This is a genomic window from Mesorhizobium sp. P160219 (assembly GCF_057786095.1).
Window position 1 is genome coordinate 6,134,577 of the sequence record NZ_JBYNWG010000001.1, and the last position, 26,603, is coordinate 6,161,179.

Genomic DNA, 26,603 nt, shown 5'->3' on the forward strand with positions numbered 1-26,603 from the left:
ACAGCGTCAGCGCTTGACCGATCGCGCCTCGGACGCGACCGATCTCCAGACATCGCAGATCGCGTCGACAAACGGTGCAAGCTCAAGCCTTTCCCGGTGCACCGCCATGGCGGCGGCGCCAAGCCGCGCGCGCAGCGCCGTATCCTCGACCAGCCGAGTTAACGCCTCGGTCAACGCCGCCACATCGCCGGGCGGCACCAACAGACCGGATTGTTCGTGGGTGATGATGTCCTCGACCGCGCCAACCGGGGTGGCCACGACAGCCAGGCCGGCCGCCATGCCTTCGATCACCGACATTGGCAGATTTTCGGCGAACGAGGGGAGCACCAGAATATCGGCCGAAGCGATCAGTGATGCGACCTCGTCAGGTCCCACCCAGCCCGGAAAAGCAATACGGTCGGCAATCCCTAGAGCGACCGACCTCGCTCGTGCCGGCTCGACCTCACCATCGCCGGCGATCGAGGCACGCCAACCCCTGAGATGTTTCATCCGCTCCAGCGCCTCGCCCAACTGCGGCACGCCCTTTCGCTCGCCGATGCGGCCGAGGAACAGGATGTGCACGTGATCGCCTCCGCCGACATGCGCCAGGGAAGGAACTGCCGTGGCGTTGGGAACGATGACAATATTGCCGCCGTTCGCCGGTGCCCGGCTGGCGACGAAATCGCGCCAAAGCCCCCCCAGGACAATCACCCGGCCGGCATGCTCGAACAGAGCCCTGATACGGCGGCTCATGAAACTATGATCATCTTTCCAGAATGTCTGATACTGCGCCCCATGCAGATGAAGGACATATGGTATCGACAACAGCCTGGCGCAGGCGGCGATCATCATCTTGCGATAGGTGCTGCCGGAGACCGATATATTGATGTGAATGACGTCGGCGCGTCTGTCGAGGCGGGCCGCAAGCATCCGCGCGCAAAAACCAAGCATGTAGAAGATCGAAAGCCCGACATGTCCCGGGCCACGGCTGGAAAGAAAGCGCAGATCGATGTCGGCGATCTCTTGCCGTTCGAACTCCTGCTTCAGCGCCCCCATGATCCGGTCGATGCCGCCTTGTCCCGAAACGCCCGAGGGCGTTGCGACCAAGACATGTATTTTTCTATTGTGGGCGAGACGCTGCAACATGACACCATTTGGATTGCGGATGCCGGGTGACCCTAAAGCAAACGTTCCAAAAAAGGTTTACGACAAATCTTTTGGTTCAAACTGTATCCGTTCACCCTTTGCCGTCATCATGCTGGAATTCCCGTCGGTCAACGATTAATCGACGGCAAATTTTCCGGGAACAACCCTTTGCTGCTCAGTTCCACACTCATCTATGGCCCAGCTATTCTGCTGACGCGGGTTTCCGCTCTGCTCCTGCTGGTCGTCATGACGCGGCTGATCGACCAGACCGAGTATGGCCTGCTGACCCTGGTGGTCACCGTGGGCGAAATGACGGATGTTGCCGTTACCAACTGGCTGCGCATTGCCTTGCTGCGGCTTGGCGGAAAAGGCGACGTCAGCCGTGGCAGCCTGATGCTTGCCGGACAGGTATTGCTTGTCACCACGGTGCTGGCCCTGATCATATCCGTGATCGCCTCGGCGGTGATCGTGCCGGAGCGCTGGATCGAATTTGCAATCGCCGTCTGCAGCTATCTGATTGCCGGCTCCATCAGCCGGTTCGCGTTGACGGTGCTGCAAATGCAGCAGCGTCATTCCCTCTATTCGATGCTTGAATATCTGCGCGGCCTGCTGCAACTCGCCTTGCCGATCGCCGCCATCCTTATCTTCCAACGCTCGTTTCTGACGGTATCGCTCGGCTCGAGCCTCGCCGTGCTGATTGCCGGCATCGTGGCGTGCGTGGTGGCATCCGGGCGCGTTATTGGCGGCCCGCCGCGCTTCACCCACAAGGAGTTTTTTGCCCTCGGCGTGCCCCTCGTCATCATGGCGCTGGTCGGTTTCGGTCTCAACAGCGCTGAACGCGTCTTCCTCAAGCTCTACTACGATGCCGGCGCGGTGGCCGTCTTCGCAGCCGCCTACGCATTGGCTCGGCAGCCGATCGATATGGTCGCCAACGCAATCAACATGGGCGCATTTCCAGAAGTGGTCAGCCGCTTCGACGAAGAGGGATCCGAGGCGTCCGGGCGGTTGTTGTCGCAACTCATGGCCTTGATGATACGCCTTTGCCTGCCGGTCGCAGCAATGCTTATCGCGCTCAGCGGCGACATCACGCGACTCCTGCTGCCCGCGGAATATCATGGTCGCTTCGGTCTGCTGTTTCCGATCATCGCCTTCAGCGTTCTTTGTGCTAATCTCACAAGCTTCGTTTATGGCGTCGTGGTGCACGCGCATAAGCGGCCGTGGTTGCTGATCATCGCCAATTCCTTCGGCTCGGTGGCAACGATTTCACTGTCTTTTCTGTTGATCCCCACCATGGCGGAGGTTGGCGCGGCGTTGGCGTTGGCGGGCGGATCGCTGGCAGGTCTTGCAGCCTGCATCGTCATCGCCGAGAGGCTCACGCCGGTGCCGGTTCCCTGGCGCGACATCGCTGTCTCGGTCATCATTTCTATCTGCACCGGACTGGCCGCCAGCCTTGCCAGCACTGGGCTGGGCAATATGCCGGCGATCTTTCCGCTCGCGGCGGGCGGTGTCGCCGGCGCTGCGGCTTTCCTGGGACTGACCTGGTTGTTTCACCCCGCGGCCGTGACGCAGTTCATCGGCAAGCTAAGGGCACGGCTCCGGATCGCATAAATCCCGCGCTATGAGGCATGCTTGTCTGAAAGTCGCGAGCCTACGGATTGACGTTTCGGCGTCCCCGGCGAGACCAGAACTCACGCCACAGCAGCAGTGCATAGGCGGTGTTGGTATCGTAGTAGCGGCGCCACAATCGTCGCGGCTCCTGCGCCACGCGAAACAGCCACTCCAGGCCCGCCGCCTGAACCAGTCTCGGTGCCCGGGCGACCTTTCCACCATAGACGTCGAAGCTGCCGCCCACGCCCATGACGAAACTCGGAGCGAGTACGTCGCGATAGCGCTTGAGAAAGCGCTCCTTGCTCGGCGTCGGCATCGCCACAAACAGACAGTCGGCACCTGAAGCATTGATGGCCTCGACGATCGCGGCCTCTTCCTCCGCCTTGAAATACCCATTGCGCCGGCCGGCAATGGCCAGGCTCGGATGATCTCTGGCAAGTCGGCTTTCAACTGCGTCGAGAATGTGCTGTTCAGCGCCCAGAAGGTAGGGGCGATAGCCACGCTTGGCGCACAGCGCCAGCAGGTTGATCATGACGTCGACGCCGGTCACACGCTCGGGCAACTCGACGCCGCAGAGCCGCGCGCCCCAAAGCACGCCTTTGCCATCGACATTGACCATATCCGCCCCGACGACATCCTCGCGCAGTTCAGCATTCTTGCGCATGTTCACAAGCTTGGCGACGTTCACGACAACATGATGAAGCGGCCGCCGCGTCGCCATCGCCTCGTCTGCGATGGCCAGCGTCTCGGCCATGGTCAGCGCATGGATGGTCGCACCGAGAAACTCGCGGCGGCGCGATGCCAATAGAGAGTGTTGCGCCCATGCCGGGTCATGCGAGTTCATGCCGCTTCTCCGGTGCGAGCGAGAGACTGCGAGCGTTCCATTTCGGATTTCTTGCCTTCGATGCGGGCGTCGGGCTTGCGCGCCTTGCGCCAGGTCCACAGGCCCCGTGTGTCGACGAGCTTCTTGTCCTTGAGCGCTTCGGGATCGATCAGATTGAATTGTCGATGGTCGACCAGCAGGACGACGATATCGGATTGGTCAATAGCGGAAAGTGCATCGGTGAACATGACGCCGCTGCCCTCGAGCTCGTGTGGCAACTGACGCGCATTGGGCTCGGCAGCGACGATCTTGATATTGGGAATCTTGGACAGAAGCTTAACAACCTCGACCGCCGGGCTCTCGCGCATATCGTCGATGTTGGGTTTGAAGCTGAGGCCAAGACAGGCGATCGTCTGCTTGCGGGTCGGGTCGAGCAATGCCTCGATGTCCCTGACCACCGACAAGGGTCGCTCGGAATTGATTCGCCGCGCCGAACTGATCAGCCGCGTATTGTTCGGTGCGGCGTCGATGATAAAATACGGATCGATCGCAATGCAGTGGCCGCCCACGCCCGGGCTCGGCTGCAGGATGTTCACGCGAGGATGCCGGTTGGCGAGATCGATTACCTCCCAGACATTGAGCGATAGATCCTGGCACACCGCCGCAAGCTCATTGGCGAAGGCGATATTGACATCGCGGAACGCATTTTCGGTCAGCTTAACCAGTTCCGCGCTTTCGGCCTGGGTTATGAACAGGTCGCCGGCGACGAAGCTTGAATAGAGTGCCGCTGTCCGCTCCGAAGACTTTCGGGACAGTCCGCCGATCGAGCGATCATTGTTGATCAGCTCGGTCAGCACCTTTCCCGGCAGCACGCGCTCGGGAGAGTAGGCGACCAGGACGTCAGCTTCCTCGCCATGCGCAACGGGAAATTTGAGATCGGGTCGCAGTTCCGCGAGCAGCGCTGTCATGACGCGCGTCGTGCCGACCGGCGATGTTGATTCCAGCACCACCAGGTCGTCCCGTTTTAGCACCGGAGCGATGCTTCGCGCTGCCGCAAGCACGTAGCTGACATCCGGCTTGCGGTCCGGGGTGATCGGAGTTGGAACGGCAATAATATAGGCATCGGCCGGCTGAGGCGTGCTGAATGCCTTGAGCTTGCCATTGGCGACGACTTTCTGGATCAAACCATCCAGGTCCGGTTCGATGATGTGGATTTCGCCGCGGTTGACCTTCGCGACCACCGCCTCATTGATATCGACACCGATGACTTCGAGTCCGCGGCTGGCAAAAATGGCGCAGGTCGGCAGGCCGATATAGCCCATGCCGACAACGGAAACGGTTTTGATTTCAGCCATGATTCAGCAATTCCTCAACGATCCGGGTCGCAGCTTGGCCATCGCCGTATGGGTTGTGCCTCTCCGCCATGCCGCGATAGACGCTCTCATCATCGAGCAGGCTATTGGCATTGGCCAGAATTTTTTCGATATCGGTACCGACCAGCCGGGCAGTACCAGCGGCGATCCCTTCGGGTCGCTCCGTGTTTTCCCGCATCACCAGCACCGGCTTGCCGAGTGAAGGCGCCTCTTCCTGCACGCCGCCGCTGTCGGTCAACACCAGGTAGCTCTGTTTCTGCAGGTACAGGAACGGCAAATAGTCCTGCGGGTCGATCAGGTGGATGTTCGGCACCGTCCCGATTTCGGCGTCGACCACGGAGCGCACATTCGGGTTGGGATGGACCGGGTAGATGATCTGCACATCCCTGCGCGCCGACAATGCCTTCAGCGCGGTGCAGATCCTCTGGATGCCGCCATCGAAATTCTCACGGCGATGACCGGTGACGAGGATCATTTTCTTGGTCGGATCGATGAAGGGGAAACGAGCGGCGAGCTTGGCGTTCATCAGCTTGTCGGCATCGATCTCGCTGGAGAAATGCAGCAGCGTGTCGATCACGGTATTGCCGGTTACGAAGATGGTGTTCGCAGCCTTTCCTTCGGCGATGAGATTGTCGCGCGCCTCGGTGGTCGGCGCAAAATGCCAAGTGGCGATGTTGCCGGCAATCTTGCGGTTCAGTTCCTCCGGAAAGGGAGAGTTGATGTTGTGGCTGCGCAATCCCGCCTCGATATGGGCAACCGGAATCCGCTTGTAGAAGGCAGCTAGAGCCGCGGTCATCGCGGTGGTTGTGTCGCCCTGGACGATGACGATGTCCGGCTTCGCCTTCTCCAGCACCCCCGCCATTCCGAGGAGCACGCGCGAGGTCACGTCGAACAACGTCTGACCTGGCTGCATGATGTTGAGATCGTAGTGCACCGGTAGGCCCGTCAATTCAATGACCTGATCGACCATCTCGCGATGCTGGCCCGTCACACATATTTCCGTGGTAAAGCCTGGATGGGCGAGCGCGGCGCGCGCCACCGGAAAACATTTGAGCGCCTCCGGCCTCGTGCCGAACACGATCAGCAGTTTTCGCCTTGAGGGCAATCTCGGATGTGAAACGGCGTTCATGGTTGACCCTGGTCACCGAAAGCGTGGGCGCCCGGCTGACATGTGCTTTCAGCCTAACAATAGCGCCCTGAACCGCCTTCGTATTCAAAAAAATTAACGTATGATTAACGCTAGAGTCCGCAGCCCCCCTTGGGCAAGCCTTGCCAGGAACTGTGGGGAAAGATACCAGAGCAAGCCATTTTTTGCTTTAACGAGAATAACTTGGGTTGACTAATATTTTAATCATCGGCCACGCCGTCGGATCCCGGCGCTGGGAAAATGAGCTTTTTATGCGGTTGGATGCGGCTGGTTACGTGGTCTCGAGTTGCCACGCGCCGGCGGCGGCGCCAACCGCTCGGGGGCTGGACACTGTCTTGGCGATCGAGAGCCGGCGTTTCGGTCCCTCGCTGGCGGGCCGGTCCGAGCCGTTGCCGCCCATCGATCGCGGCCCTCCGGACCTCGTCATAGATCTCACTGCCAGCGCAACGGGGCAAGACGCGCCAGTCCTGAGGCTCGAATTTTGCGGTCGCAACAGCTTTCCAGCCGGCGTTGCCGCAATGTTGGCGAGCGGACAATTGCCTGAACTTGGCGCTCGCCTCGATGGCGTTGTCGTGGCCCAGGCTAGACCGATGCTGGCAGACAGGCTCTGGCTATCTCGAAGCTGCAACGACCTGCTCGCCGGCGCCATGTCGCTGATCATGCAAACCGTCGCCCGCTTCTTTGCGGGCAAGCTTGTGCCGGTAAGCGACAACCCGGTGCCGATCCTGAAGAACGACAGTTTTGTTCGACACTATGTGCCCTTTTTTGGCAGGGCTTTGATCGATCGCGCCGTGCAAAAAATCAGGCGGGGACGACGCCCCTTCTATTGGCAGGTTGCCTATCGGGTGATCGACGGACCAGGCATCGCCGAAACCGGGCAACTCGACGGCAAACCGTTCACAGTCCTGCCGGACGATGGCCAACGCTTCTATGCCGACCCGTTCGTCTTCGAGGCCGACCGCCGCCATCATCTGTTTGTCGAGGAATTCCCCTACGCGACGAGTCGTGGCGTGATTTCCGTCGCCGAGCTCGGTGACGATGGCACTTTCGGTGTTCCAAGGGTTGTATTGGAGGAAGCGCACCACCTGTCGTATCCGCAGGTGTTCGCACACGATGGCGAGATTTTCATGATCCCCGAAAGTGGTTCGGCTCGCGAACTTGTGCTCTATCGCGCCGCGCAGTTTCCCGACCGCTGGGTCCGCGACACGGTGCTGATGGCGGACAGGGATTTCAACGACGCGACGCTGCTCGAATCCGACGGTCGCTTCTGGCTGGTTGGAACGGAGCGGTTCGGCTACGGCAGCGCGTCGGACACGATGGCGGTCTATTGCGCACCCTCGCTGCGCGGGCCATGGGTCGCCCATCCGCTCAATCCCATTGCCGTCGATCATTCGGCCACCCGGCCGGGCGGCGCCTTTATCCGCCACGACGATGCCCTGGTGCTGCCGGTGCAGAACGGATCGAGGGCCTATGGCGGTGGTCTGGGGCTGATGCGGCTTGAGCGACTCGACGCGTCCGATGTCCGTTTTGCCTCGCCCCGGCCGATCGGCGCGGGTCCGGCATGGGCACGCACGGGCATTCATACGCTTAACCGCGCCGGCAATGTCGAGGTCGTGGACAGCGCGGGCTGACTGAAGCGCTGAAAGCCGTGAGCGTCCCGTTGCGTGGCCTGCTTATTTGTTCTCCGTGGCAATATGAGGAAGCGGTGTGTTTCTCGTCTTCCTTCTGCCGTTCAGGGTCTGAAGAATCGGCTTCTCGATCATCTCGTAAATCACCAGACTGACGAGGCAGGCTGCCACGATGCTGACCACCGACACCAACAATACCGTTGTCGGATGCTCGTATCCGACGGTGCGTCTGGCCAGGTACGCCACAGCGCCGATCACGAAGATATGCGACAGATAAAGCGCGTAGGAAGCGTCGCCCAACTGCTCGAGAAGGCTCCAGTGCTTGAGTTTCGGCTCCAGAATGAGGCTGAGATGAAGTAGGCCCGCCGCCCACATTGCTTGTCCCGCGAAGCTGATCTGACCCAAGAGCGGCGTACCGTCATCGACGAATGAAAGCACCCCGCCCGCAGCGGTCATTACGCCGAATATCCAAGCATGGCGTATGTCGGAAGTGAAATCACCGTCCAAATAGCGCCGCCCTATCCACATACCGATGACGAATGCCACCGGAGAAGGGTTGAGATAGAACTGGATAACAGGGTTGGTGGGAGCCAGCCACAGCCCGGCTATCCACATCGCAATGAAAAAGACCGTCAGCACAAATACGCGCGAGGTCACGGACAGGAATGCGAACACCGCAAAAGCGATATAGAAAAATACCTCGTAATTGAGCGTCCAGCCGAGTGAGAGGATTGGACTGGCGCTATCCCGTCCAGGCGCTTCGTGAACAATGAAGAGGAGCGACTGAAGATAGTGGGGCCACGTAAAGACGGTCTTCTGGAAGAGACTTGGCGCGAGCGCCGCCAGAACCGCGGCGAGGCTGGTGAAAAGCCAGTAAAGGGGGATGATCCGGATTGCTCGGCGTTTCAGGAAGGTGGCAGCGGAAAACGGACCATCTCCCGTAATATGGACCATTATGAAACCGCTGATGACAAAGAACAGAACGACGCCCAGGCGGCCCGCCGTCACAATAATCAGATTGTCCACGCCAATCTGATAGGAAAAGGCGTGTGCGAACAGAACCAGCAAGGCGGCGCAGGCGCGAAGATACTGAATCGAATAGAACTTCTTCACCTTGATCTCCTGCGCTTTGCCGGTGCCTGATGCCATTGTGCCGTCCACAGGCAGCGCGTCGGGCGCCGTGCAAAGCATCGCCATCAATACGACCGGCCAATTAAGTGTGGGTTACCGAGTTCACGAATAGCGTAAATCCGGCTGCCGATGCATGTCGCGCAAGTGCATTGCGTGCATTCGTTCCCACGCGGCGCACTTTGGTGAGATTTCAATGAGCGGTGTCCGGCTTTTCGGCAAAGCTGACATGTGGCGGCCCATGCCCGGCATCGCCACTGTTAAGATCGGGTTATCCATATTCCTTTACGTTCGTGCAGGAAAATGTACCCGGGGGCGCGTTCGTCCCCTGCCATCTCAATCGCAAGCCGCAACGCTGGTCGGATAATCGTGAGTGTCACCCCCACAGAGCAACAGTTCGTGACCGCGCAGGCCAGCCGCCAAGACGCCCTCACACTCCTGTTCTTTCTCCTCGCGGCCTTCGCTTTCCTGCTCCGCTCGACCATCTCTCCGCAGTTGATGAATATGGTGATGTCCTATTCGACGGAGGGGGGGTCGTTTCCCGAAAAGCTGCATATCGGGACCTATGCCATCTTTCTGCTGCTTGTCGTCATCGCCACGACCCGGCCAATTCGGCTCGAAGGCGATGAAGTCAGGCTGTTCAAGGCGACATTGTTATATTCGCTGCTGCTGTTGTGGCTGGTGCCTTATCTCTTCGTGATAGGCCGTGCCGGCTCGGCCGGCTTCATAATCGATTCCTATCTGGTCTCTTGTGCCGCGGCGATGATCATGCTTGCCTTGGGTGACCATGTGCGCAGGGCGCTTGGCAATGTCATCGTCGGCATGATCGTCCTCAGCGCCATCATCGGAACGATCGAGGCCGTCACCCAGCATCGATTCCTGCCCTATCCCCTCGTTGAGCTGGACTTTCGGCCGATCGGACTGTCGGCCCATCCGCTGGCGCTGGGCGCGCTTTGCACCACCGCCATAGGTTTCGTTGCATTGACGCGGTGGCGTATCTGGGTGTGCGCGCTTTGCATCTTCATTCTCTTCATCGGCACGGCCGCTTCGGGCGCGCGCACCGCCCTGCTGCTCGCTTGCGGCGAGATCCTGTTCCTGCTCGTGTTCCTGCCTTGGCCGGACTTGTCACCCAGACATCAACGCCAGGCCAAACTCCTGGTGCTGATGCTGACGCTGGCCGGTGGCGCCATACTGATTGCGATACTCTTTTCGGCGGGGCTGCTGAACCGCTTCAGCAACACGCTCTTTGATCAAAATTACGACGCGCGCGTCAAGATCTACGATGTATTCAAGTTCGTTGAATGGAGGGACATCCTGCTTGGCATGAATCCCAACGAGTTGTTGAAGATCGTCAACGAAAAGCTCAACCTCCCCTTCATCGAAAGCACGCCGGTCGTTCTTACGCTTTTGTTCGGCCTGCCGATCGCCCTGCTCTTCGCGTTTGCTTTCTTCCGGTTCCTTTTCAAGCTCCTGCGCAATACGCCTCGGGCCGCCCATATCGCAGCGGCCGCGTCCATCCTCGCGGCATTGTCAAACAATGCCCTTTCTTCGAAGGCGCCGGATATCATGCTGCTCGTCATCTTGTTGCTCGCTTATCGAAAGCCGGATGGGCGCCAAACCGGCACGCCCCTTCAAGGCCAACCAGCATCAACAGCGACATGACGCCAAGCCCGCTCCTTGCGGGTGCCCTCGCGACGACCTCTTGTATTTCCATTTGAAACGCCTGCACGCTTTGCCAGGCTACGACGGGCGTGGCAGAATACCGACCAAGGGTGGATAGATCGCTGTTCCGGAACGCGCCTGACACGCCTGGAAAATGAAATGTTAACGATGTTTCCGTAAAGCAGGCTGTGCGTATTGAATATTAAAGGGTTAGCATGATGTCCGCCGCTTCCGGTCCTCCTCCAGCCGCGGCCGCCGCCGGCATTAGCCCCTATGAACGGATCGAAAATGCGCGGCGCGCCAGCAGGCCAAAGCCGCAACAAACCGCGCCGATCATGGCACATGCGGCGGCACCCGCTGTAACGTCGGCCCCTGTAACGTCGGCCCCTGTAACGTCGGCCCCTGTGTCGCCTGCACCCGTGGCGCCGCCTGTAGCCGAGCCCGTCACGACGGTGACGCTCAACAAGATCGGAACCTTTCTCGAACTCGATTTCGGGCGTCTGTTTGTCTGGCTGCGCGCCGGCCTCGCTCTGGTATGCCTGCTGGCAATAGCCGGCGGGATCATCGGCGGTGCCTACGCTCTGCTGAGCAAGCAGCGCTACACCGTGACCACGGACATCCTCATCAATCCCGCCAATCTTCAGGTTGTTCCGAACGATCTTTACCCGCAATCGGCCCAGGTCGATGGACAGCTGCTCAGCGCGCGCAGCAAAGAGCGCATCTTGACCTCGGGCAGCGTGCTTTCACGTGTTGTAGACGATCTTGACCTGGCCAGTGACCCGGAGTTCTTCGACGCGGACCGTAGCCGCACAGGGACGGACGGCGCCAAACCCGATCCAAAGCTTACCGCCCTGAAGAACCTGGCGGAACGGGTTGGCAGCATCGCGGATGAAAAGTCGTTTGTCACGACCTTGATGGTATCGGCGGAAACCCCCGCCAAGGCGATCCTGATTTCGCAGGATATCGTCAAGACTTTCCAGGAAGAGCTGGCCAGCGCCGAGGCTTCCGGCGCCAGCCGTGCCGCGGCGGCGCTGGACGGGCGGCTGGGCCAGCTCAAGAGCGATGTGCAGGCGGCCGAAGAGAAGGTCGAAGCCTATAGGCGCAGCCACAATCTGGCCACCAGCAATGGGCAGCTTGTTTCCTCGCAAACCATGACCCAGCTCAACGGCCAGATCGTGGAGACGCAATCGCGCGTCATCGCCGCGCAGGCAAGTTACGACGCCCTGCTTGCCGCCGGCGCAAACGGCACCAATTCCGGTCCCGCCACGTCGGAGGCGCTTGTGGCGCTGCGCGCAACGGCCAACGGCCTGCGCCAGCAGATCGATTCGCAGTCGATGACCTTTGGCCCCCGTCATCCGTCGATCGTCAGGCTGAAGACGGAGTACAACACGGTCAGCGCGCAACTCAGCGCCGAATACGCGCGCACCCTGCGCCTGGCGAAGGTCAATCTCGATGCCGCCAAAACCTCGTCGGCCTCCCTCAATGCCAAGATGAATGACTTGAAGGGCAACGTGTTCTCGGATAGCGATTCCGAGGTCGCCTTGCGTGAGCTTGAACGTGACGCCGCGTCGAAGACGGCTATCTATGAGAGCTTCCTGTCGCGGGCACGCCAGATAACCGAGCGCGAACAGATCGACAGCACCAATGTGCAGGTGATTTCCACCGCAGTGCCGCCAAAGGGCCGTTCATGGCCCCCGCGCACCGTCGTGATGATCGGCCTGGGGGCCATTGGCGGCATGATCCTCGGCATGTTGCTCGCCATTACCCTGGGTATCGTGCGCGACATGCGGCTTCCGCCGAACCGCCCGGATGTCATTGCCAGCCGCGCCTGAAATGGCGAAGCGGATTGTCTTTCACATTGCCAGCCTCAGGGGCGGCGGCGCCGAGCGTGTGTTCGTCCTGATAGCGAACGAGCTGGCATCGCGCGGCCACAACGTCACGCTTTTTACCTGGAACGCGCAGGGGCCCAATGCCGCCCTGCTTTCGCCTGCCGTGCATCTGGTCGATTTCGGCCTCCCCATTCGCGGCGAGGGTTATGGCAAGTGGGCGACATTGAAAGGCATCGTGCGAAGCGCGGGCCTGCTTGGCCGCCTTTCTCCCGACGCGATCTACAGCGCCCCGGAATTCGCCAATCTGGTCGTGGCGCTGGCGCTTTCCCTCGCGCGAAGCAGGGCGCGGTTCTTCCCGAGTTTCCACGCCGCCGCCTCACTGCCTTCCGGCAGCCTTGGCGCGAAAATGGCGGTCTGGCTTTCGGCCCTGGTTGCGGCCCGCGCCACCAGGGCCATCGCGGTTTCTGAGGGTGTCGGCGGCGATCTTGTGGCCCGAGGCTTCCCGAAATCCAAGGTCGTGGTCATCAACAACCCGCTGCCGCCGGCTGCGGCATCCCAGCAACGCGCCTACGCCTGGCAGGCAGAGCTCGCGGCGATGGGCGACGGCCCCATCATCATCACCGCCGGACGCCTGGTGCCCGTTAAGGATCATTGGACGTTGCTGCGGGCCTTCGCTGTGCTGCGCGCCGGGCGCCGGGCCCGGCTTGTCATCTTCGGCGAGGGTCCGCTGGCCGACGAGTTGCGCGCCTATGCCGAAGAATCCGGTATCGGCGCAGACGTTCTGTTTGCGGGCTATGTCAATGATCCGGCGGCCTGCTACGCCGTAGCTGACTTGTTCGTCCTATCATCGACCAGCGAGGGCTTCGGCAATGTTCTGGTCGAGGCCATGGCAGCGGGGATTCCGGTGGTCTCCACGGACGCGCCGCACGGCCCGCGCGAAATACTTGATGACGGCCGCTTCGGCGCCCTGGTGCCGGTCGGCGATGCCGCGGCCCTGGCAGTGGCGATGGCCGGAATGCTCGACCAGCCGACAACCGCCGCGATCCTGAAAAGCAGGGCGGCGGATTTCGAAATTGAAAAGATCGGAGACCGGTACGAGGCGTTGCTCTGAATTAGCGCATGGATCGGCTTGCGGCGGCACAGGAATCCGCCATTGATGGGACAGGACGCCGCCAACATAGGCCGGTTACTCCCAATCCAATCATGATCTTTAACATCAATTTACCCGGAGTTGGTAACAACAGGGAACCCGCGTTTTATCCTCAGGATAGGGATTTTCCTTGCCGCAGCATCACAGCCTTCCTGCCGGCCGTGCAAACGATCGCAATTGGCCGCGATTGCACCGCTTCATGCGGGTTGAGCTGGAACTCGCGCCTGACGTCCTGGTGCCGCGAGCCGAAACGGAACTGCTTGGCCGGACGGCCGCGGCCATTCTTGGCGAACAGGCGCACGAAACGATCCTGATCGACATGTGCTGCGGCAGCGGCAATCTTGCCGTGGGCATCGTCAGCGAATGTCCTCGGGCTCGGGCATGGGCGGCGGACCTGACCGACAGCACGGTTTCGCTTGCCCGCCGCAATGTTGTGCGCCTCGCCCTGCAGGACAGGATCAAGGTCCGGCAAGGCGACCTATTTGCCGCGATCGAGGGTGACGGCCTCCACGGCGCTGCCGACATGGTTTTGTGCAACCCGCCCTATATTTCGTCGTCCCGTCTCGATAGCGAAAGCGCGCATCTGTTGGAGAACGAACCTCGGGAAGCTTTCGACGGCGGCCCTTACGGTATTTCGATCCTCCAAAGGCTGGTCCGGGATGCCGCAGCTTTCCTCAAGCCAGGCGGATGGCTGCTGTTTGAGTTCGGCGAAGGTCAAGATCGGCAGATAGCAACCCTTTTATCGAGAACGAAATCCTACGAAACCCCAACCTTTGCCGTGACGGCCGACGGCCAGCCCCGTGTCGCCATGGCGCGCAAACATGGTGGCCGGGTTCCCGGAACCGGGAGCCCGGCGTGAGCGTCGTCCGCGCCCTCGATCAGGCCGACCTTGCGGCCGTCGCGGGCATGTTTCAACGCATGCTGCGCAAGAAGCGGGGGCCAGCGCCGGCCTCCCTCGTCGATTACATGAGGCGGTTTTATCTGGACGCACCCGACTGGGGCAGCGGGCTCCGTTCGCTTGTCCATGTCAATGACGCCGGCCAGGTTTCCGGGTTCGTCGGCGTTCATGCGCTGCCGATGAAATTCAACGGCCGGCAGCTCTACGCTGCCATCTGCAGTTCGCTGATGGTCGAGGATCACGAGACCGATCCGATGGCCGGTGCCCGCCTGTTGAAGGCCTTCCTCGATGGTCCGCAGGACATCTCCTTCAGCGAAACCGCCAATGATACGTCCGTGAAACTGTGGACGCGGCTTCGCGGCGTTGTGCTGCCGCAATACAGCCTTGACTGGGTTCGCGTGATGCGGCCGGCGACCTTCATGCTCAGCCTTTTTGCCAATCACATGAAGCTTGCCTGGATGTTCAACCCGCTCGCCCGGATCGTCGACCGGCTCTACCTTCGCAAAATGAAGGGCAGTCAACGACGCTGGACCGGCGTCGTCGCCAACGCATCGAGCCGGGGGGCATTTCGGACCTCCGAGATCGACAGCGGCAGCTTTGCGGGGCTGCTGGAGCCGCTTTGCGCCCAATTTCCGCTACGTCCGCAGTGGGCGGAAGGTCAGCTCAACCATATTCTGGGCGATGCGGCGCAAAAGCCGGATTTCGGAGAGCTTGTCTACGTGTCGGTGGCATCGCCGAACGGCGCCAATGTCGGCGCTTTCGCCTATTACGCGCGACCGGACGGGATCGGCCGCGTGCTGCAGGTCCTCGCTCTTCCCGGCCAGGCCGGGCCGGTGATCGATTGCCTGGTCGAGCATGCCGCCCGGCGCGGTGTCTCCGGCTTGCGCGGCCGCGTCCAGCCCGCGCTTCTGGACGCCATGCTTGTAAGACGCATAGCCTTCATACCGGTCGCCTCGACCGTCGTGCATTCACGCGATCCCGAGCTTCTCGATGCCATGAAGAACGCGCAGGTCTTTCTGAACGGGCTTGCGGGCGAGCAGTGGAGCCAGTTGATCGGCGGCCGCTTCACCTGAAGCGTTCCGCCTACAGCAATTCCAGGAAAGGGTGCGCGGCTTTCCGTCCGGAATTGCGTAAAGACAAGAGCTTAGTATTTCTTTCATGCATGTCGTATCGCAAGACCGGATCACTTTTGCTCGATATGCATAGGTCAGGAGCCGACTTCGTCCACGCCGTCAACGAGCTGCGGGCGCAGGTGCAGATAGCGCGTTGCCTTTCGCTTGGCGGCGATGTCGGCCCAGACGCGTTCGATCTGTGAGGCGGTCAATCCCGCCGCTTGCCCTACCACCTCGGCGGACACGCCGTTGTTGAGGCCGTAGAGACACAGATCCATCCGATCGTAAGGCAGGGAGAAGTAGAATTCTTCCTGCGTCTGCGCCAGCGAGTAGGTGTCGGTGGTCGGCGGCCGGTTGCGGACCTCTTCCGGAATGCCGAGATAGGCGGCTAGCGCATAGACCTGCGTCTTGTAGAGATGCGCGATCGGCTTGACGTCGGCGGCGCCGTCGCCGTTCTTGACGAAGAACCCCTGATCGTATTCCAGCCGGTTCGGTGTGCCGAGCACGGCGAAGTTCAGCCGGTCGGCATGATAATATTCGATCTGCTTGCGGGTGCGCTGCTTCATGTTGGTGGCGGCAACGATGCCGAGATAGACCGTCACCGGCATCCGCAGTTTCGTCTGCTTGCCTTGCGGGTCCTGCACCACCAGCGAGGAGATGTTGTAGCCCTCGCCTTCGAGCACGTTCGCGATCACGATCTTTGAGGCCCAGCCCTTGCCATAGTCCGGGACCATTTCGCGGATGAAGGCGTCGCGGCGTTCATAGCAGCCCATTGCCCGCAGGGTCGGCCCGATATCCTCCACAACGGCCTCGACGCCGAAAGTGTCGGCGACCAGATGGCCGAGTCGCAGGCTTTCGGGGTCGGAATCGCTTTCCGGCATGAGCACGCACAGCACATTCTGGTGGCCGACGGCACGCGCGGCCAATGCAGCCGAAACGCTGGAATCTATACCGCCCGAAAGACCGAGCACGAGGCCGCGCTTGCGAATGCCGCGCAACTGCTCGCGCAGGGCCGCCACGATCCTGTCCGTTTCGGCGGCGGGATCGATGACCAGGGCTTGCGTGAAGGCCGGCGCATCCTGGGTTGAGCCGATGTTCATTGCTCGGCCTCCATCATCTCAGCCGCGAGCCGGCGGCTGACCTTGCCCGACTCCGTCTTCGGTAATTCGCTGCGGAACTCTATGATTTTGGGGACCATGAAATCCTCCAGGTGCCGCGCGCAGTGACGAATGATGTCCTTTCCGCCAAGCGCCGGATCGGACCGCACGACGAGCGCGCCAATCGCATGCCCCAGCACCGGATCCGGCACGCCGACGACCACCGCTTCCGCGATACCTGGATGGGCGTGGAGCACTGCCTCCACTTCCTTGGGGGCGACCTTCTCGCCACGCGTCTTGATGATATCGTCCTTACGCCCGACAAAATAGAGAAAGCCGTCCTCGTCGGTCTGGAACAGGTCGCCCGTATAGAGCACCTTTTCCCAAGGGTTAGGCCCCGGCCGGAGCGCTCGTTCCGTCGCGGCCTGGTTGCGCCAATAGCCCTGCATGACGTGCGGACCGCGGATAACGAGCTCACCTGCCACGCCCGCCGGCACGCGTTGTCCAAGGTCGTCGACGACAAAGGCTTCCGTGTTGGGGATGGCTATGCCGACCGACCCTGGCCGGCGGTCAAGTTCCTCGGGTGGCAAATAGGTGCAGCGCTTGCATTCGGTCAGCCCATACATCGAATAGATCCGGACGCCGGGCAGCAGCGAGCGCAGGCGTTCTATGTGGGCTGGCGGCAAGGCGGCCGCGGTGTTGGAAATATAGCGGAGGCTGGGCAGGAAACCCGGCGCCAGATCACGCATCTGCAGGATCATCGCCGCCATGGTAGGCACCAGCGGAAGGCCGGTGACGCCCTCTTTGCGGATGCGTTCGAAGATCTCGTGCGGGAAGGCGAAGGACTTCTCGAGCACCAGCGTGGCCCCGAGCCTGACTGCCATCAGCAACTGATAGAGGCCATAGTCGAAGGCAAGCGGGAGGACGTTCAGGATGATGTCGTCCGGCGCGTTGCGCAGATAGGTGGCGATCGACCCCGCGGCAGCGTCGCAATTGCGATGCGTCATCATCACACCCTTGGGCCGGCCGGTCGAACCTGACGTGTAGATCAGCATCGCAAGGTCGACGTCGATGCCGCGATGGTTCACCTCCGCGCCATCGAACGTCAGGCAGTCAGTCAGGGACGCGGCCCCTGCCGGGCATTGCCCATCGGCCCCAGGGGTGGAAGCCACGAAGATGCCGGTCTTGCCTTGCGATGCGCAGGCTTCGGTGACCACGGGCACCAGCTTCGCCTGCGTCAGGACCGCCCTGGCGTCGCAATCGGCGATGACGTAACCGAGCTTGTCGGCCTTTGTGGAGGGGTTGATCGGACTGAAGGTCGCACCTGCCTTGAGTGCGGCAAAGATCGATACGGCGGCCTCCCAGCAATTGTCCATGAAGATCAGAACGCGGTCGTCGCGCCTGATCCCATTCATGAAGAGAGCGGTGGCCAGCCGGCTCGAAAGGTCGTCGAGTTCTTCGTAGCTCAGCCTTTTGCCCCTGGTGACCAATGCCGTCTTGGCCGGGTGGGCAGCAGCCTTCGCCACCAGAAAATGCTCGATCCGCACGGGACGTTCCTCGCCGTTGGCGCTTACGCTGCCAGCGTTTGTGCTCTCGCCTCGATGAAGGACGAGATGCGGTCAAGCGAGTCCAGGTTGGTCGGAACGATGTCGGCATCCACCATCGCGATGCCGAAATTGTCCTCGATGAAGGCCACCAGCTCAAGCACCGCAGTCGAGTCGATAATGTCGTTCTCGATCAGCGAGGCTGAATCCGACAGTTTGTAGGAGGTGTCGCCGAACAGGAAGTTGTCGACGATAAAGCTTCTGACCCTGTCCTTGATTGCCGTCATCGTGTCTTTCCTTTTCCTCGCCGTCTCAGGCCGCTCTTGCCGCGCCGACCGCTTGGCCGGCGAAATTCTTCTGCCACAGCTGCGTCGACAGAATGCCGACGAAGGCGGCGTTGTCGCGAAATCCGGTCGCGGTCTCCATGCGGCATTTCTCGTGGAGCTTGGCCACCGCCTTGGCGTTGAACAGGCCGCCGGCGGTAATGCTCGCCTCGCCCAGGCAGTCACGAACATAGTCTAGTTCCTCCGCCCCGACGAAGGAGCGGGCCTCCGGGGCGCGGTAAGGTTGCTTGGTGCGTTTACCGATCGCCGCCGGAAGGTGGTGCCTGGCCACCTTGCGCAATATGTGCTTCTCCACCAAGCCTTTCAGTTTCATCTCCGGCGGAAGTCTTGCCGCGAACTCTACCACGCGATGATCCAGGAAAGGAAACCGCCCTTCGATGCCGTGCGCCATGGCCATCCGATCGCCTTGGCTGGAGAGGATGTAGCCGGGCAGGAGGAAGCGGGTTTCGAGATATTGCGCCTGATGCAGCGGATGCCATAGGGAAAACGCCTCGGGTAGGCGGCTGGTCAGCTCTTCAGCTGCGTCATAACCCTTCAACGTCGCGCGCAGGTCGCCGGAAAAGAAGATTTTCGCCGCCGCCGTGGTCTTGAAGCGTGGCCGATGCGAGAACAGCGGATCGTCGAGGGCAGCGTTGCTGGTGCCGAAGAAGGCAGCCAGATACTCCACCGATTGCTGTTGCAGGCCCGGCAGATACGGGTAAAGCCGGCGGAACAGCTGCGGCCTCATGCGCGATGTGGGCTGCCGCCCGCAGAACCGGCGGACACGCGCCTCCTTGAAGACGTCGTAACCGGCGAAGACCTCGTCGGCGCCTTCACCCGTCAGCACCACCTTCAGGCCGGCCTGGCGAACCAGGGCGGACAATTTGTAGAGTGGCGCTGGCGCCGTGCGGATGATCGGCCGCTCGGTAAAGCGGATGACCTCAGGAAAGACGCTGGCGATATCGCGGGCGCCGCATTCTATGGCGTGGTGGCGCGTGCCGAGCGCCGAGGCCATTTCGGTCTGAAAGGCGCTTTCGTCATGCTCGGCGCTGTCGAAGGTTACGGAAAATGTCTCCAGTCTCCGAGGAGTCATGCCGGCGGCAAGCGCCGAAACAAGCGACGAATCGAGCCCTCCGGAAAGATAGGAACCGACCGGCACGTCGGCCCGCATGCGAAGCCTCACCGCATCGGTCAGAAGGGCTTGCAATTCCTCTGCCGCGTGGTCCTCGTTCGTGATCTTCGACGGCTCATCACGATGCGGATAGTCCAGGTGCCAGTACCGTTTGACCGTGACCTGCCCCTGCGTCGCGATCATCACACTTGCCGGTTCCAACTCGTGGATATTGCGGAACGCCGTGCGCGGAGCGATCGGCGCCCACAGCGTAAAGATCTGATCCAGCGCAACCGGATCAATTTCAGCGGAGACGCCCGGGACCTTCAGCAGGGCTTTGATCTCCGAGGCAAAGTAAAGCACCCCGTCCTTGCTTGTGTAGAACAGCGGCCGGACACCCATGCGGTCTCGTGCAAGCACCATTCGTCGCTGCCGATTGTCCCATATCGCCAAGGCGAAATCACCGTTCAGGAGAGACAAGCAGTCTTCGCCCATCTCCTCATAGAGCTGAAGGATGACCTCTGTGTCGCTCGACGTCCGAAAGTGCCGGCCCTTGGCGATCAGCCCTTCGCGCAGTTCTATGTAGTTGAAAATCTCGCCGTTGAACGCAATCGTCAAATTGCCGGCCTCGTCGGACATCGGTTGCTGGCCATCGCCGATGCCGATCACCGACAGCCGCGCATGCCCGAGCCCGGCATCGGGTGCTACGAATTTCCCTTGCTCATCCGGCCCACGATGGGCAATTGCGGCTACCATGTGCGTGAGCAAAGCTTCCGCATCCCGGATTGACCCGAAATAACCCCCGAATCCACACATCCCTTGAACTCATATTGAACGCTAAGGTACGGAACATAACCTCGATAGTGGCATCTGGGGTTAATCCGATAATTTCACCGAGCATGTGGTTAACAAGAAGTTTGCCACGATGTGGTCTTCGTGGCTAGGACGCGATGGCTCTCCATCACCTCGCGCTTGCGGCCGTAATAGCCGGAACGATAGCCCAGGCGCTCCGACGTGGCGAACCGCCTGGATACAAACGGACCGCGCGCAACGTGCTGGCGATCTTAAGGCAAATTCTAACCGCAGGCTGCCGGGCTGACTATTATTGCGGTAGGTTTTTCAACGGTTGCAATGGCTTAGCGTTTTCCGACACGCCCTAGGCGCGAACGGACCAGAGCGTTTCCAAAAAAGTGTGACACGGTTTTCTCTGCAGAAGCGCGCGGCGCTTCTCAAGCAATTTGCCTCGAAATCAAGAGATGACGGGGGTTTCAACGTGTCTGTAGAACGGTTGATCGCTCTAGGCCTTTTGTCCGGGTTGGCATGGCCTGACACGGGCGGCTAAGGCTGGAAATGTGATTGCACGTCTTCGCTGCCGGGGGGCTGGCCGGAGGACGAGGAGGATGGCGCTGAATTTCGAATATATTGCCGGCCATCCGGCGCTGCACCGTCATGTCGAGGCGCAGTCGAAGGCGTTGCTGCATATCTATGAAACGAGCCCACGCCTGGCCGCCGTGTTCGCCACGCAACAGCGCTGGTTGCTGGCTCACACCGGCCTAGCCCTGCATTTCGCCCGCGACCCGCGCGATCCCCGCACGGAACTGACACTGGCCCGCTTCATCGATGCCGTGCTTCACTATTCCGTCGCTAGCCGCAACACGGCCGAAGCCTTCATCAAGGAGATGCTATACTATCACATCATCGAATACCTGCCGCACACCGGTGATGGACGAGCCCATCCCTTTCAGGTGACGGCAGCGACGCTGAAGGAATTCGACGGCTGGGTGGTTGCGCATCTGCGCACGCTCGACGGTCTCGACAGCGGCAGCCGCCTCGCCGCCTTTCTCGAGCAGCACGGCATGATTTCCAGGCTGCAGCCGCTGGTGGCGGAAGGCCTGCTCTCCTCCAACCCAGTGCGTGAGCCCAAGCAGACGTTTTCGCTGTTCATCTGGCTCAACAATGGCGGCATCGTCATGGATTGGCTGATGTCCGGCATCGATCCCGACAATGCCGCCCTCGACCGGATCCCGACCAGCGTGGTTTCGATCGGCGAATTCGCCAGTTGGCTAAAACTCTCGCGCACCCATCTTGCGCGCAAATTGCGCGACGCCGAAAAGCTCGGCAGCGTCGGCTGGCTGGGCCGGCGCGGGCATTCGGTGATGTGGGTGTCCAACAGCTTCTACCAGGAATACATGACCGTGCAGGCCGCCAAGCTTGCCGTCATCGATGCCGCGTTCGAGGCCTGCCGACCGGCGTCGCCGCACGCTGGCTGAACGTTCGGCGCAGACGCTGTTGCGCAGCCGATCGTGCCGACCGCGAGGACCCGTCCGGGCGCATGGCCGAGGTGGCCTTTCCGCCGTCGGGATACGGACATCTGGACAGCGGGGGCGAAGCCTGAAAGCGGAACGATCCGCGCGAGCGGCAGCGATCCGCCCGACGGGTTCGGGTGGATCAACTGGTCAAAAGCCGGGCGCAGCATCTCAATCGATGTCGAATGACACGCCCTGCGCCAGCGGCAGCGCCTTGGAATAGTTCACCGTGTTGGTGGCGCGGCGCATATAGGCCTTCCAGGCATCGGAGCCGCTCTCGCGCCCGCCGCCGGTTTCCTTCTCGCCGCCGAAGGCGCCGCCGATCTCGGCGCCCGACGTGCCGATGTTGACGTTGGCGATGCCGCAATCCGAACCATCGACGCCGAGGAAGCGCTCGGATTCCTGCAGGTCGCGGGTGAAGATCGACGACGACAGTCCGGCGCCGACCGCATTGTGCTCGTCGAGCACGGCATCGAAATCGGAATATTTCATCACGTAGAGGATCGGCGCGAAGGTTTCTTCGGTGACAGGAGCCACCTGCTTCGGCATTTCGACCAGCGCCGGATGCACGTAATAGGCATCGGGATGGCCATTCTCGACCCGCGAACCGCCGGTCAGCTTGCCGCCGTGAGCGGTGGCTTCCTTGAGCGCCTTCTGCATGGCGTCGAAGGCCGCCTTGTCGATCAGCGGCCCGACGAGCGAAGACGTCTCCAGCGGATTGCCGACCGAGACGCTCTCATAGGCCTTCTTCAGCCGCGGCAGCAGCGCGTCATAGACGCTGTCATGCACGAACAGGCGCCGCAGCGTCGTGCAGCGCTGGCCGGCGGTGCCCATGGCGCCAAAGGCGATGGCGCGCAGCGCCATGTCGAGATCGGCGGTCGGGCAGACGATGCCGGCATTGTTGCCGCCGAGTTCGAGCACGGCGCGGGCAAAGCGCTTGGCCAGACGCGGGCCGACATCCCGGCCCATGCGGGTCGAGCCGGTGGCCGAAACCAGCGCCACCTTCGGGTGGTCGACCAGGATCTCGCCGACGGAGCGGTCGCCAATCAGCACCGGTGCCAGGCCCTGCGGCGCATCTGCGCCGAAGCGCTTGACCGCGCCGGCAAAAATCGCCTCGCAGGCGAGCGCCGTCAGCGGCGTCTTTTCCGAGGGCTTCCACACCACGGCGTCGCCGCAGACCAGCGCGAGCGCCGCGTTCCACGACCACACCGCGACCGGGAAGTTGAAGGCCGAAATGACGCCGACGACGCCGAGCGGATGCCAGGTCTCCATCATGCGATGTCCCGGACGCTCGGTGGCGATGGTCAGACCGTAGAGCTGGCGGGAAAGGCCGACGGCGAAATCGCAGATGTCGATCATTTCCTGGACTTCGCCGAGGCCTTCCGACGGGATCTTGCCAACCTCGATCGACACCAGCCGGCCAAGCTCGGTTTTGTGCGCGCGCAACTCCTCGCCGAGCAGCCGCACCAGTTCGCCGCGCCGGGGACCCGGCACCATCCGCCAGGCCTGGAACGCCGTGTGCGCGGCATCGATGGTCTTGGCCGCATCGGCCGGCGAAATCGTCTTCAGCGCCGCGATCTGTTCACCCGTCACCGGACTGCGCACGACGAGGTCGCCGCCGGTCAGCGCGTCCTTGGCCACACCCAGTTTCGCCAGAAGTTCGGCCGTTTCCTTCGCTATCGTCATTTTTGTCCCTTTCAGATCCGCTCGCCATCATAGGGCGGCGGTCGAGCCTTGGCGCCATTATCGCCCGCATGCCGCAAGCGCTGTCATGGCGTGCCATTACTCGTTTCAGGGGAAAATCGCCACCCCGGCATGGTCCAAGCCGAGATTGCACGATTGAGCCAGAGGAGGAACAGGCTTAGTGCGCTGTCTTCGCCGGCGCCTTCACGGCTCCGTCTCGCATCAGCCGGTCGATATGCATGCGGATATGGGCGGCTTCCGCTGCCGTGTTGGCCAACGCAATGGCGCGATCGAAGGCGACACGCGCCTCTTCGCCACGGCCGAGCTGCATCAACAGACCGCCCTTGAGGCCGAAGAAGTGGAAATAGCCGGACAGCCTCTCGCCAAGCGGCTCGATCATGGCAAGGGCAGCTTCCGGCCCGCGCACCTTGGCGACCGCAACCGCGCGGTTCAGCGTCACCACCGGCGAAGGTTGCATCGCCTCCAGCAGGCTGTAGAGCAGGTCGATCTCTGTCCAGTCGGTCTCCTCGGGGGTTGCCGCCCGCGCATGAAGGGCGGCGATCGCCGCCTGCACCTGGTAGGGTCCGGGCTTCTGGTGGCGCAGGGCCTTGTCGACCAGCGCCAGGCCTTCGTCGATCATCTTGCGGCTCCACAGCGAGCGGTCCTGGTCGTCGAGCAGCACGATCTCGCCATTCTCGTCGAAGCGGGCCGGCGCGCGCGCATGCTGCAGCAAAAGCAATGCCGTCAGGCCCATGATCTCCGGCTCGGTCTGGAACAGCCGCAGCAACAGGCGAGCCAGCCGGATCGCTTCCTCGCAAAGCGGCGCACGCGCCGGCGCCTCGCCGCTGTTGGTGGAATAACCTTCGTTGAAGATCAGATAGACCATGGCGGCGACGGCGGCGAGCCGCTCCGAGCGCTCGACCGCGCCGGGTGTCTCGAACGGCACGCCGGCATCTGCAATGCGCGCCTTGGCGCGCGTGATGCGCTGTTCCATGGCGCTTTCGCCGACCAGGAACGCACGCGCGATCTGCTTGACGGTGAGACCGGAGACGATGCGCAGCGCCACCGCGATCTGCTGCGTAGGCGGCAGATCCGGATGGCAGCAGATGAACAAGAGCCGCAATATGTCATCGCGGTAGTGCGCGCCGTCCAGCCGTTCGGCGATATCGCTCTCGGCATCTTCCAGGTCCGATATCTGGTCCTCTTCCGGCATCGGCGCCTGCTTGGCGCGCTTGCGCACCGCGTCGATGCCGGTGTTGCGGCCGACAAAGATCAGCCAGGCCGCAGGATCGCGCGGCGGCCCGTTCTGCGGCCAGTTCTTGAGTGCCCTCAGGCACGCGTCCTGGAAAGCTTCCTCCGCCGTATCGAGATTGCGGAAATAGCGCAGCAGCGCACCCATAGCCTGCGGGCGGGCAGCGCTGATCGCCGAGCTTATCCAGGCGAGGTCTGTCATGTGGCTACTCTGGTTGGGTTGAAGACGGAAACCGGTCGGATCTCATAGGATCCGCCGCTGGGATTAACCTCGGAAAGCTCGCGCGCGAAGTCGACGGCTTCGTCGAGATCGGCGCATTCCAGCGTGTAGAAGCCGAGGAACTGTTCCTTGGTCTCGGCAAACGGGCCGTCGATGACGACCGATTCGCCCTTGACCTTGCGCAGCGTCGTCGCGGCGGTGGTGGGCAAAAGCCGCGCCACCGGCCCAAGCCGGCCGGCTTGAGCATATTTTTCCTGCACATGCATGAGCTTTGCCATGACCTCGTCATCCTGTGCCTTGCTCCAGGAGGAGACGACATCTTCGGAGGCATAGCAGAGGATAGCGTAGAGCATGGGACGTCCTTTTCTGTCTCAAAGGACGAAACAGTAGGGCCTGTGCCGACATGGCGTCGACAAAAAAGTTACGCCATTTTTGTCAGCCTTCGCTTGCCTTCAACCATCTCAGCACAAGAGCCTCTTCATCATCGAGACCGTCGATCGCTCGCTTGCGCTTGTTGGCCTCGGTCATTTCGCTAAGCAGCCGCCCTTCCACCCAGGCTTCGAAAACCTGTGGATGGATGTAGCATTTGCGGCAGACGGCGCGTGTGTTGCCGAGCCGCTCGGCCACCTTGTCGATGACCGCGTTCATCACACGCTTGGTCTGCGCCTGGCTTTCGGGAAGCTCCGTCCGCGCAAACAGCGACGCGGCATGGATGGTGCCGCCCCAGGTGCGGAAATGCTTGGAGCTGAAATTGGCGCCGATCGCGTCGCGGATATAGCGGTTGACATCGTCGGAGCGCACTCCATGCCTCTCGCCATCCTCGTCGAGATATTGGAACAGTTGCTGCCCCGGAATATCCTGCGCGCCGCGCACGACCCGGGCGATGCGGCGGTCGACCAGCTTCAATTTCCATTCCTTGCCGGACTTGCCCTTGAAGGCAAAGCGCAGGCTCGATCCCTTGATGTCGACGTGGCGGTCGCGTAGCGTCGTCAGCCCAAAGCTCTTGTTGTCGCGGGCATAGGCGGCATTGCCGACCCGGATCATCGTGTTGTCGAGCAGCCAGACAATTGCCGCCACGACGCGCTCGGCCGGCAGGCCACGGCGGCGCAGATCGGCATCGATCCGGCGGCGCAGCTCCGGCAGGCTTTCGGCAAAGGCGACAAGGCTGGAGTATTTGGCGCCGTCGCGCTCGGCGGCCCACAGCGGATGGTAGCGGTACTGTTTGCGCCCGCGCTGGTCGCGGCCGGTCGCCTGGATGTGGCCGGCGGGATCGGGCGAGATCCACACATCCGTCCATGCCGGCGGAATGGCCAGCGCCTTGATGCGGGCAATGGCTGCCGCGCCGACGGCCTGTCCTTTCGCGCCCTTGTAGGAAAAGCCTTCGCCCGCCTTCAGGCGCCGGATCCCCGGCTCGCTGTCGCTGATATAGGTGAGCGAGGCCTGTTCGGCAGCGGTCTGCGCGCCGTTCTTCGGCGCTCCATCGTCCCCCCGTCCGGCAGCCGACCGGCCGGATGGCGTCCCAGATTTGTCAAGCATGCCCGCTCCACGAAATTTTTCTCGTAGATAAGCGCTAAGCCGACTGCTG

The 26,603-nt window shown here is 61.7% G+C and carries 21 protein-coding genes; 8 read left to right on the forward strand and 13 right to left on the reverse strand.

Features of this window, described 5'->3' with window-relative positions; translation table 11 throughout:
• Window positions 1–6: 6 nt before the first annotated feature.
• Window positions 7–1,125, reverse strand: coding sequence for a glycosyltransferase family 4 protein (locus AC3EMP_RS29735; protein WP_352711298.1), 1,119 nt, complete (start codon window positions 1,123–1,125; stop codon window positions 7–9).
• A gap of 168 nt (window positions 1,126–1,293) precedes the next feature.
• Here AC3EMP_RS29735 and AC3EMP_RS29740 point away from each other — a divergent pair, with 168 nt between their 5' ends.
• The gene (locus AC3EMP_RS29740; protein ID WP_352513970.1) at window positions 1,294–2,733 is read left to right on the forward strand and encodes a lipopolysaccharide biosynthesis protein; all 1,440 of its coding nucleotides are present in this window, start codon (window positions 1,294–1,296) and stop codon (window positions 2,731–2,733) included.
• Window positions 2,734–2,773: 40 nt separating this feature from the next.
• Here the strand turns inward: AC3EMP_RS29740 and AC3EMP_RS29745 are convergent, their stop codons facing one another.
• From AC3EMP_RS29745 to wecB, 3 genes are read right to left on the reverse strand one after another with little or no spacing between them, the layout of a single operon-like run.
• Entirely contained in the window at window positions 2,774–3,577 is an 804-nt protein-coding gene (locus tag AC3EMP_RS29745) for a WecB/TagA/CpsF family glycosyltransferase (protein WP_023833544.1), read from the reverse strand.
• The gene (wecC, locus tag AC3EMP_RS29750) at window positions 3,574–4,911 is read right to left on the reverse strand and encodes a UDP-N-acetyl-D-mannosamine dehydrogenase (RefSeq protein WP_352594715.1); all 1,338 of its coding nucleotides are present in this window, start codon (window positions 4,909–4,911) and stop codon (window positions 3,574–3,576) included. Before wecC ends, AC3EMP_RS29745 begins: the two co-directional genes overlap by 4 nt.
• Window positions 4,904–6,058 carry a non-hydrolyzing UDP-N-acetylglucosamine 2-epimerase gene (gene wecB / locus AC3EMP_RS29755; protein ID WP_023671798.1) on the reverse strand — a complete coding sequence of 385 codons (1,155 nt, stop codon included), beginning with the start codon at window positions 6,056–6,058 and terminating at the stop codon, window positions 4,904–4,906. Before wecB ends, wecC begins: the two co-directional genes overlap by 8 nt.
• A 734-nt stretch (window positions 6,059–6,792) precedes the next feature.
• Here wecB and AC3EMP_RS29760 point away from each other — a divergent pair.
• Window positions 6,793–7,707 (forward strand): glucosamine inositolphosphorylceramide transferase family protein, encoded by a 915-nt coding sequence (locus AC3EMP_RS29760; protein ID WP_245261280.1) that lies wholly within the window; start codon window positions 6,793–6,795, stop codon window positions 7,705–7,707.
• Between the two features lie 42 nt (window positions 7,708–7,749).
• Here the strand turns inward: AC3EMP_RS29760 and AC3EMP_RS29765 are convergent, their stop codons facing one another.
• The gene (locus AC3EMP_RS29765; protein WP_352594713.1) at window positions 7,750–8,853 is read right to left on the reverse strand and encodes an acyltransferase family protein; all 1,104 of its coding nucleotides are present in this window, start codon (window positions 8,851–8,853) and stop codon (window positions 7,750–7,752) included.
• A gap of 378 nt (window positions 8,854–9,231) precedes the next feature.
• On the opposite strand from AC3EMP_RS29765, the gene AC3EMP_RS29770 reads away from it, so the two are divergent.
• The 5 genes from AC3EMP_RS29770 to AC3EMP_RS29790 all read left to right on the forward strand — a co-directional run bounded on the left by AC3EMP_RS29770 (window position 9,232) and on the right by AC3EMP_RS29790 (window position 15,444).
• Entirely contained in the window at window positions 9,232–10,494 is a 1,263-nt protein-coding gene (locus AC3EMP_RS29770; protein WP_023671794.1) for a VpsF family polysaccharide biosynthesis protein, read from the forward strand.
• Between the two features lie 218 nt (window positions 10,495–10,712).
• Window positions 10,713–12,326, forward strand: coding sequence for a GumC family protein (locus tag AC3EMP_RS29775; protein WP_031196492.1), 1,614 nt, complete (start codon window positions 10,713–10,715; stop codon window positions 12,324–12,326).
• 1 nt (window position 12,327) lies between these two features.
• A complete protein-coding gene (locus AC3EMP_RS29780; RefSeq protein ID WP_023691695.1) occupies window positions 12,328–13,434 on the forward strand; it encodes a glycosyltransferase in 1,107 nt (368 codons plus the stop codon).
• 169 nt (window positions 13,435–13,603) lie between these two features.
• Window positions 13,604–14,332 (forward strand): N5-glutamine methyltransferase family protein, encoded by a 729-nt coding sequence (locus tag AC3EMP_RS29785; RefSeq protein WP_023696869.1) that lies wholly within the window; start codon window positions 13,604–13,606, stop codon window positions 14,330–14,332.
• Window positions 14,329–15,444 carry a hypothetical protein gene (locus AC3EMP_RS29790; protein ID WP_023696870.1) on the forward strand — a complete coding sequence of 372 codons (1,116 nt, stop codon included), beginning with the start codon at window positions 14,329–14,331 and terminating at the stop codon, window positions 15,442–15,444. The genes AC3EMP_RS29785 and AC3EMP_RS29790 overlap by 4 nt, the downstream gene beginning before the upstream one ends.
• A gap of 134 nt (window positions 15,445–15,578) precedes the next feature.
• Here the strand turns inward: AC3EMP_RS29790 and nadE are convergent, their stop codons facing one another.
• The 4 genes from nadE to asnB are packed head-to-tail and all read right to left on the reverse strand — an operon-like array spanning window position 15,579 to window position 20,374.
• Window positions 15,579–16,583 (reverse strand): NAD(+) synthase, encoded by a 1,005-nt coding sequence (gene nadE, locus AC3EMP_RS29795; RefSeq protein WP_023696871.1) that lies wholly within the window; start codon window positions 16,581–16,583, stop codon window positions 15,579–15,581.
• Complete coding sequence (locus AC3EMP_RS29800) at window positions 16,580–18,127, reverse strand: class I adenylate-forming enzyme family protein (RefSeq protein ID WP_023686310.1); 1,548 nt, start codon at window positions 18,125–18,127, stop codon at window positions 16,580–16,582. The genes nadE and AC3EMP_RS29800 overlap by 4 nt, the downstream gene beginning before the upstream one ends.
• A 23-nt stretch (window positions 18,128–18,150) precedes the next feature.
• A complete protein-coding gene (locus AC3EMP_RS29805; protein ID WP_023686311.1) occupies window positions 18,151–18,411 on the reverse strand; it encodes an acyl carrier protein in 261 nt (86 codons plus the stop codon).
• 25 nt (window positions 18,412–18,436) lie between these two features.
• Window positions 18,437–20,374 (reverse strand): asparagine synthase (glutamine-hydrolyzing), encoded by a 1,938-nt coding sequence (gene asnB, locus AC3EMP_RS29810; protein ID WP_352711292.1) that lies wholly within the window; start codon window positions 20,372–20,374, stop codon window positions 18,437–18,439.
• Window positions 20,375–20,958: 584 nt separating this feature from the next.
• Here asnB and AC3EMP_RS29815 point away from each other — a divergent pair.
• Window positions 20,959–21,828: a hypothetical protein gene (locus tag AC3EMP_RS29815; protein ID WP_023828185.1), complete on the forward strand. Its 870-nt coding sequence runs from the start codon at window positions 20,959–20,961 to the stop codon at window positions 21,826–21,828.
• 207 nt (window positions 21,829–22,035) lie between these two features.
• Here AC3EMP_RS29815 and amaB read toward each other — a convergent pair whose 3' ends face one another.
• The 4 genes from amaB to AC3EMP_RS29835 all read right to left on the reverse strand — a co-directional run bounded on the left by amaB (window position 22,036) and on the right by AC3EMP_RS29835 (window position 26,554).
• On the reverse strand, window positions 22,036–23,550 hold the full coding sequence (amaB, locus tag AC3EMP_RS29820; protein ID WP_023671784.1) for an L-piperidine-6-carboxylate dehydrogenase: 1,515 nt from the start codon (window positions 23,548–23,550) through the stop codon (window positions 22,036–22,038).
• A gap of 175 nt (window positions 23,551–23,725) precedes the next feature.
• Window positions 23,726–25,000 (reverse strand): RNA polymerase sigma factor, encoded by a 1,275-nt coding sequence (locus AC3EMP_RS29825; protein ID WP_023707663.1) that lies wholly within the window; start codon window positions 24,998–25,000, stop codon window positions 23,726–23,728.
• A complete protein-coding gene (locus tag AC3EMP_RS29830; RefSeq protein WP_023671781.1) occupies window positions 24,997–25,371 on the reverse strand; it encodes a YciI family protein in 375 nt (124 codons plus the stop codon). Before AC3EMP_RS29830 ends, AC3EMP_RS29825 begins: the two co-directional genes overlap by 4 nt.
• An 82-nt stretch (window positions 25,372–25,453) precedes the next feature.
• The gene (locus AC3EMP_RS29835) at window positions 25,454–26,554 is read right to left on the reverse strand and encodes a DNA topoisomerase IB (RefSeq protein WP_023713995.1); all 1,101 of its coding nucleotides are present in this window, start codon (window positions 26,552–26,554) and stop codon (window positions 25,454–25,456) included.
• Window positions 26,555–26,603 lie beyond the last annotated feature (49 nt).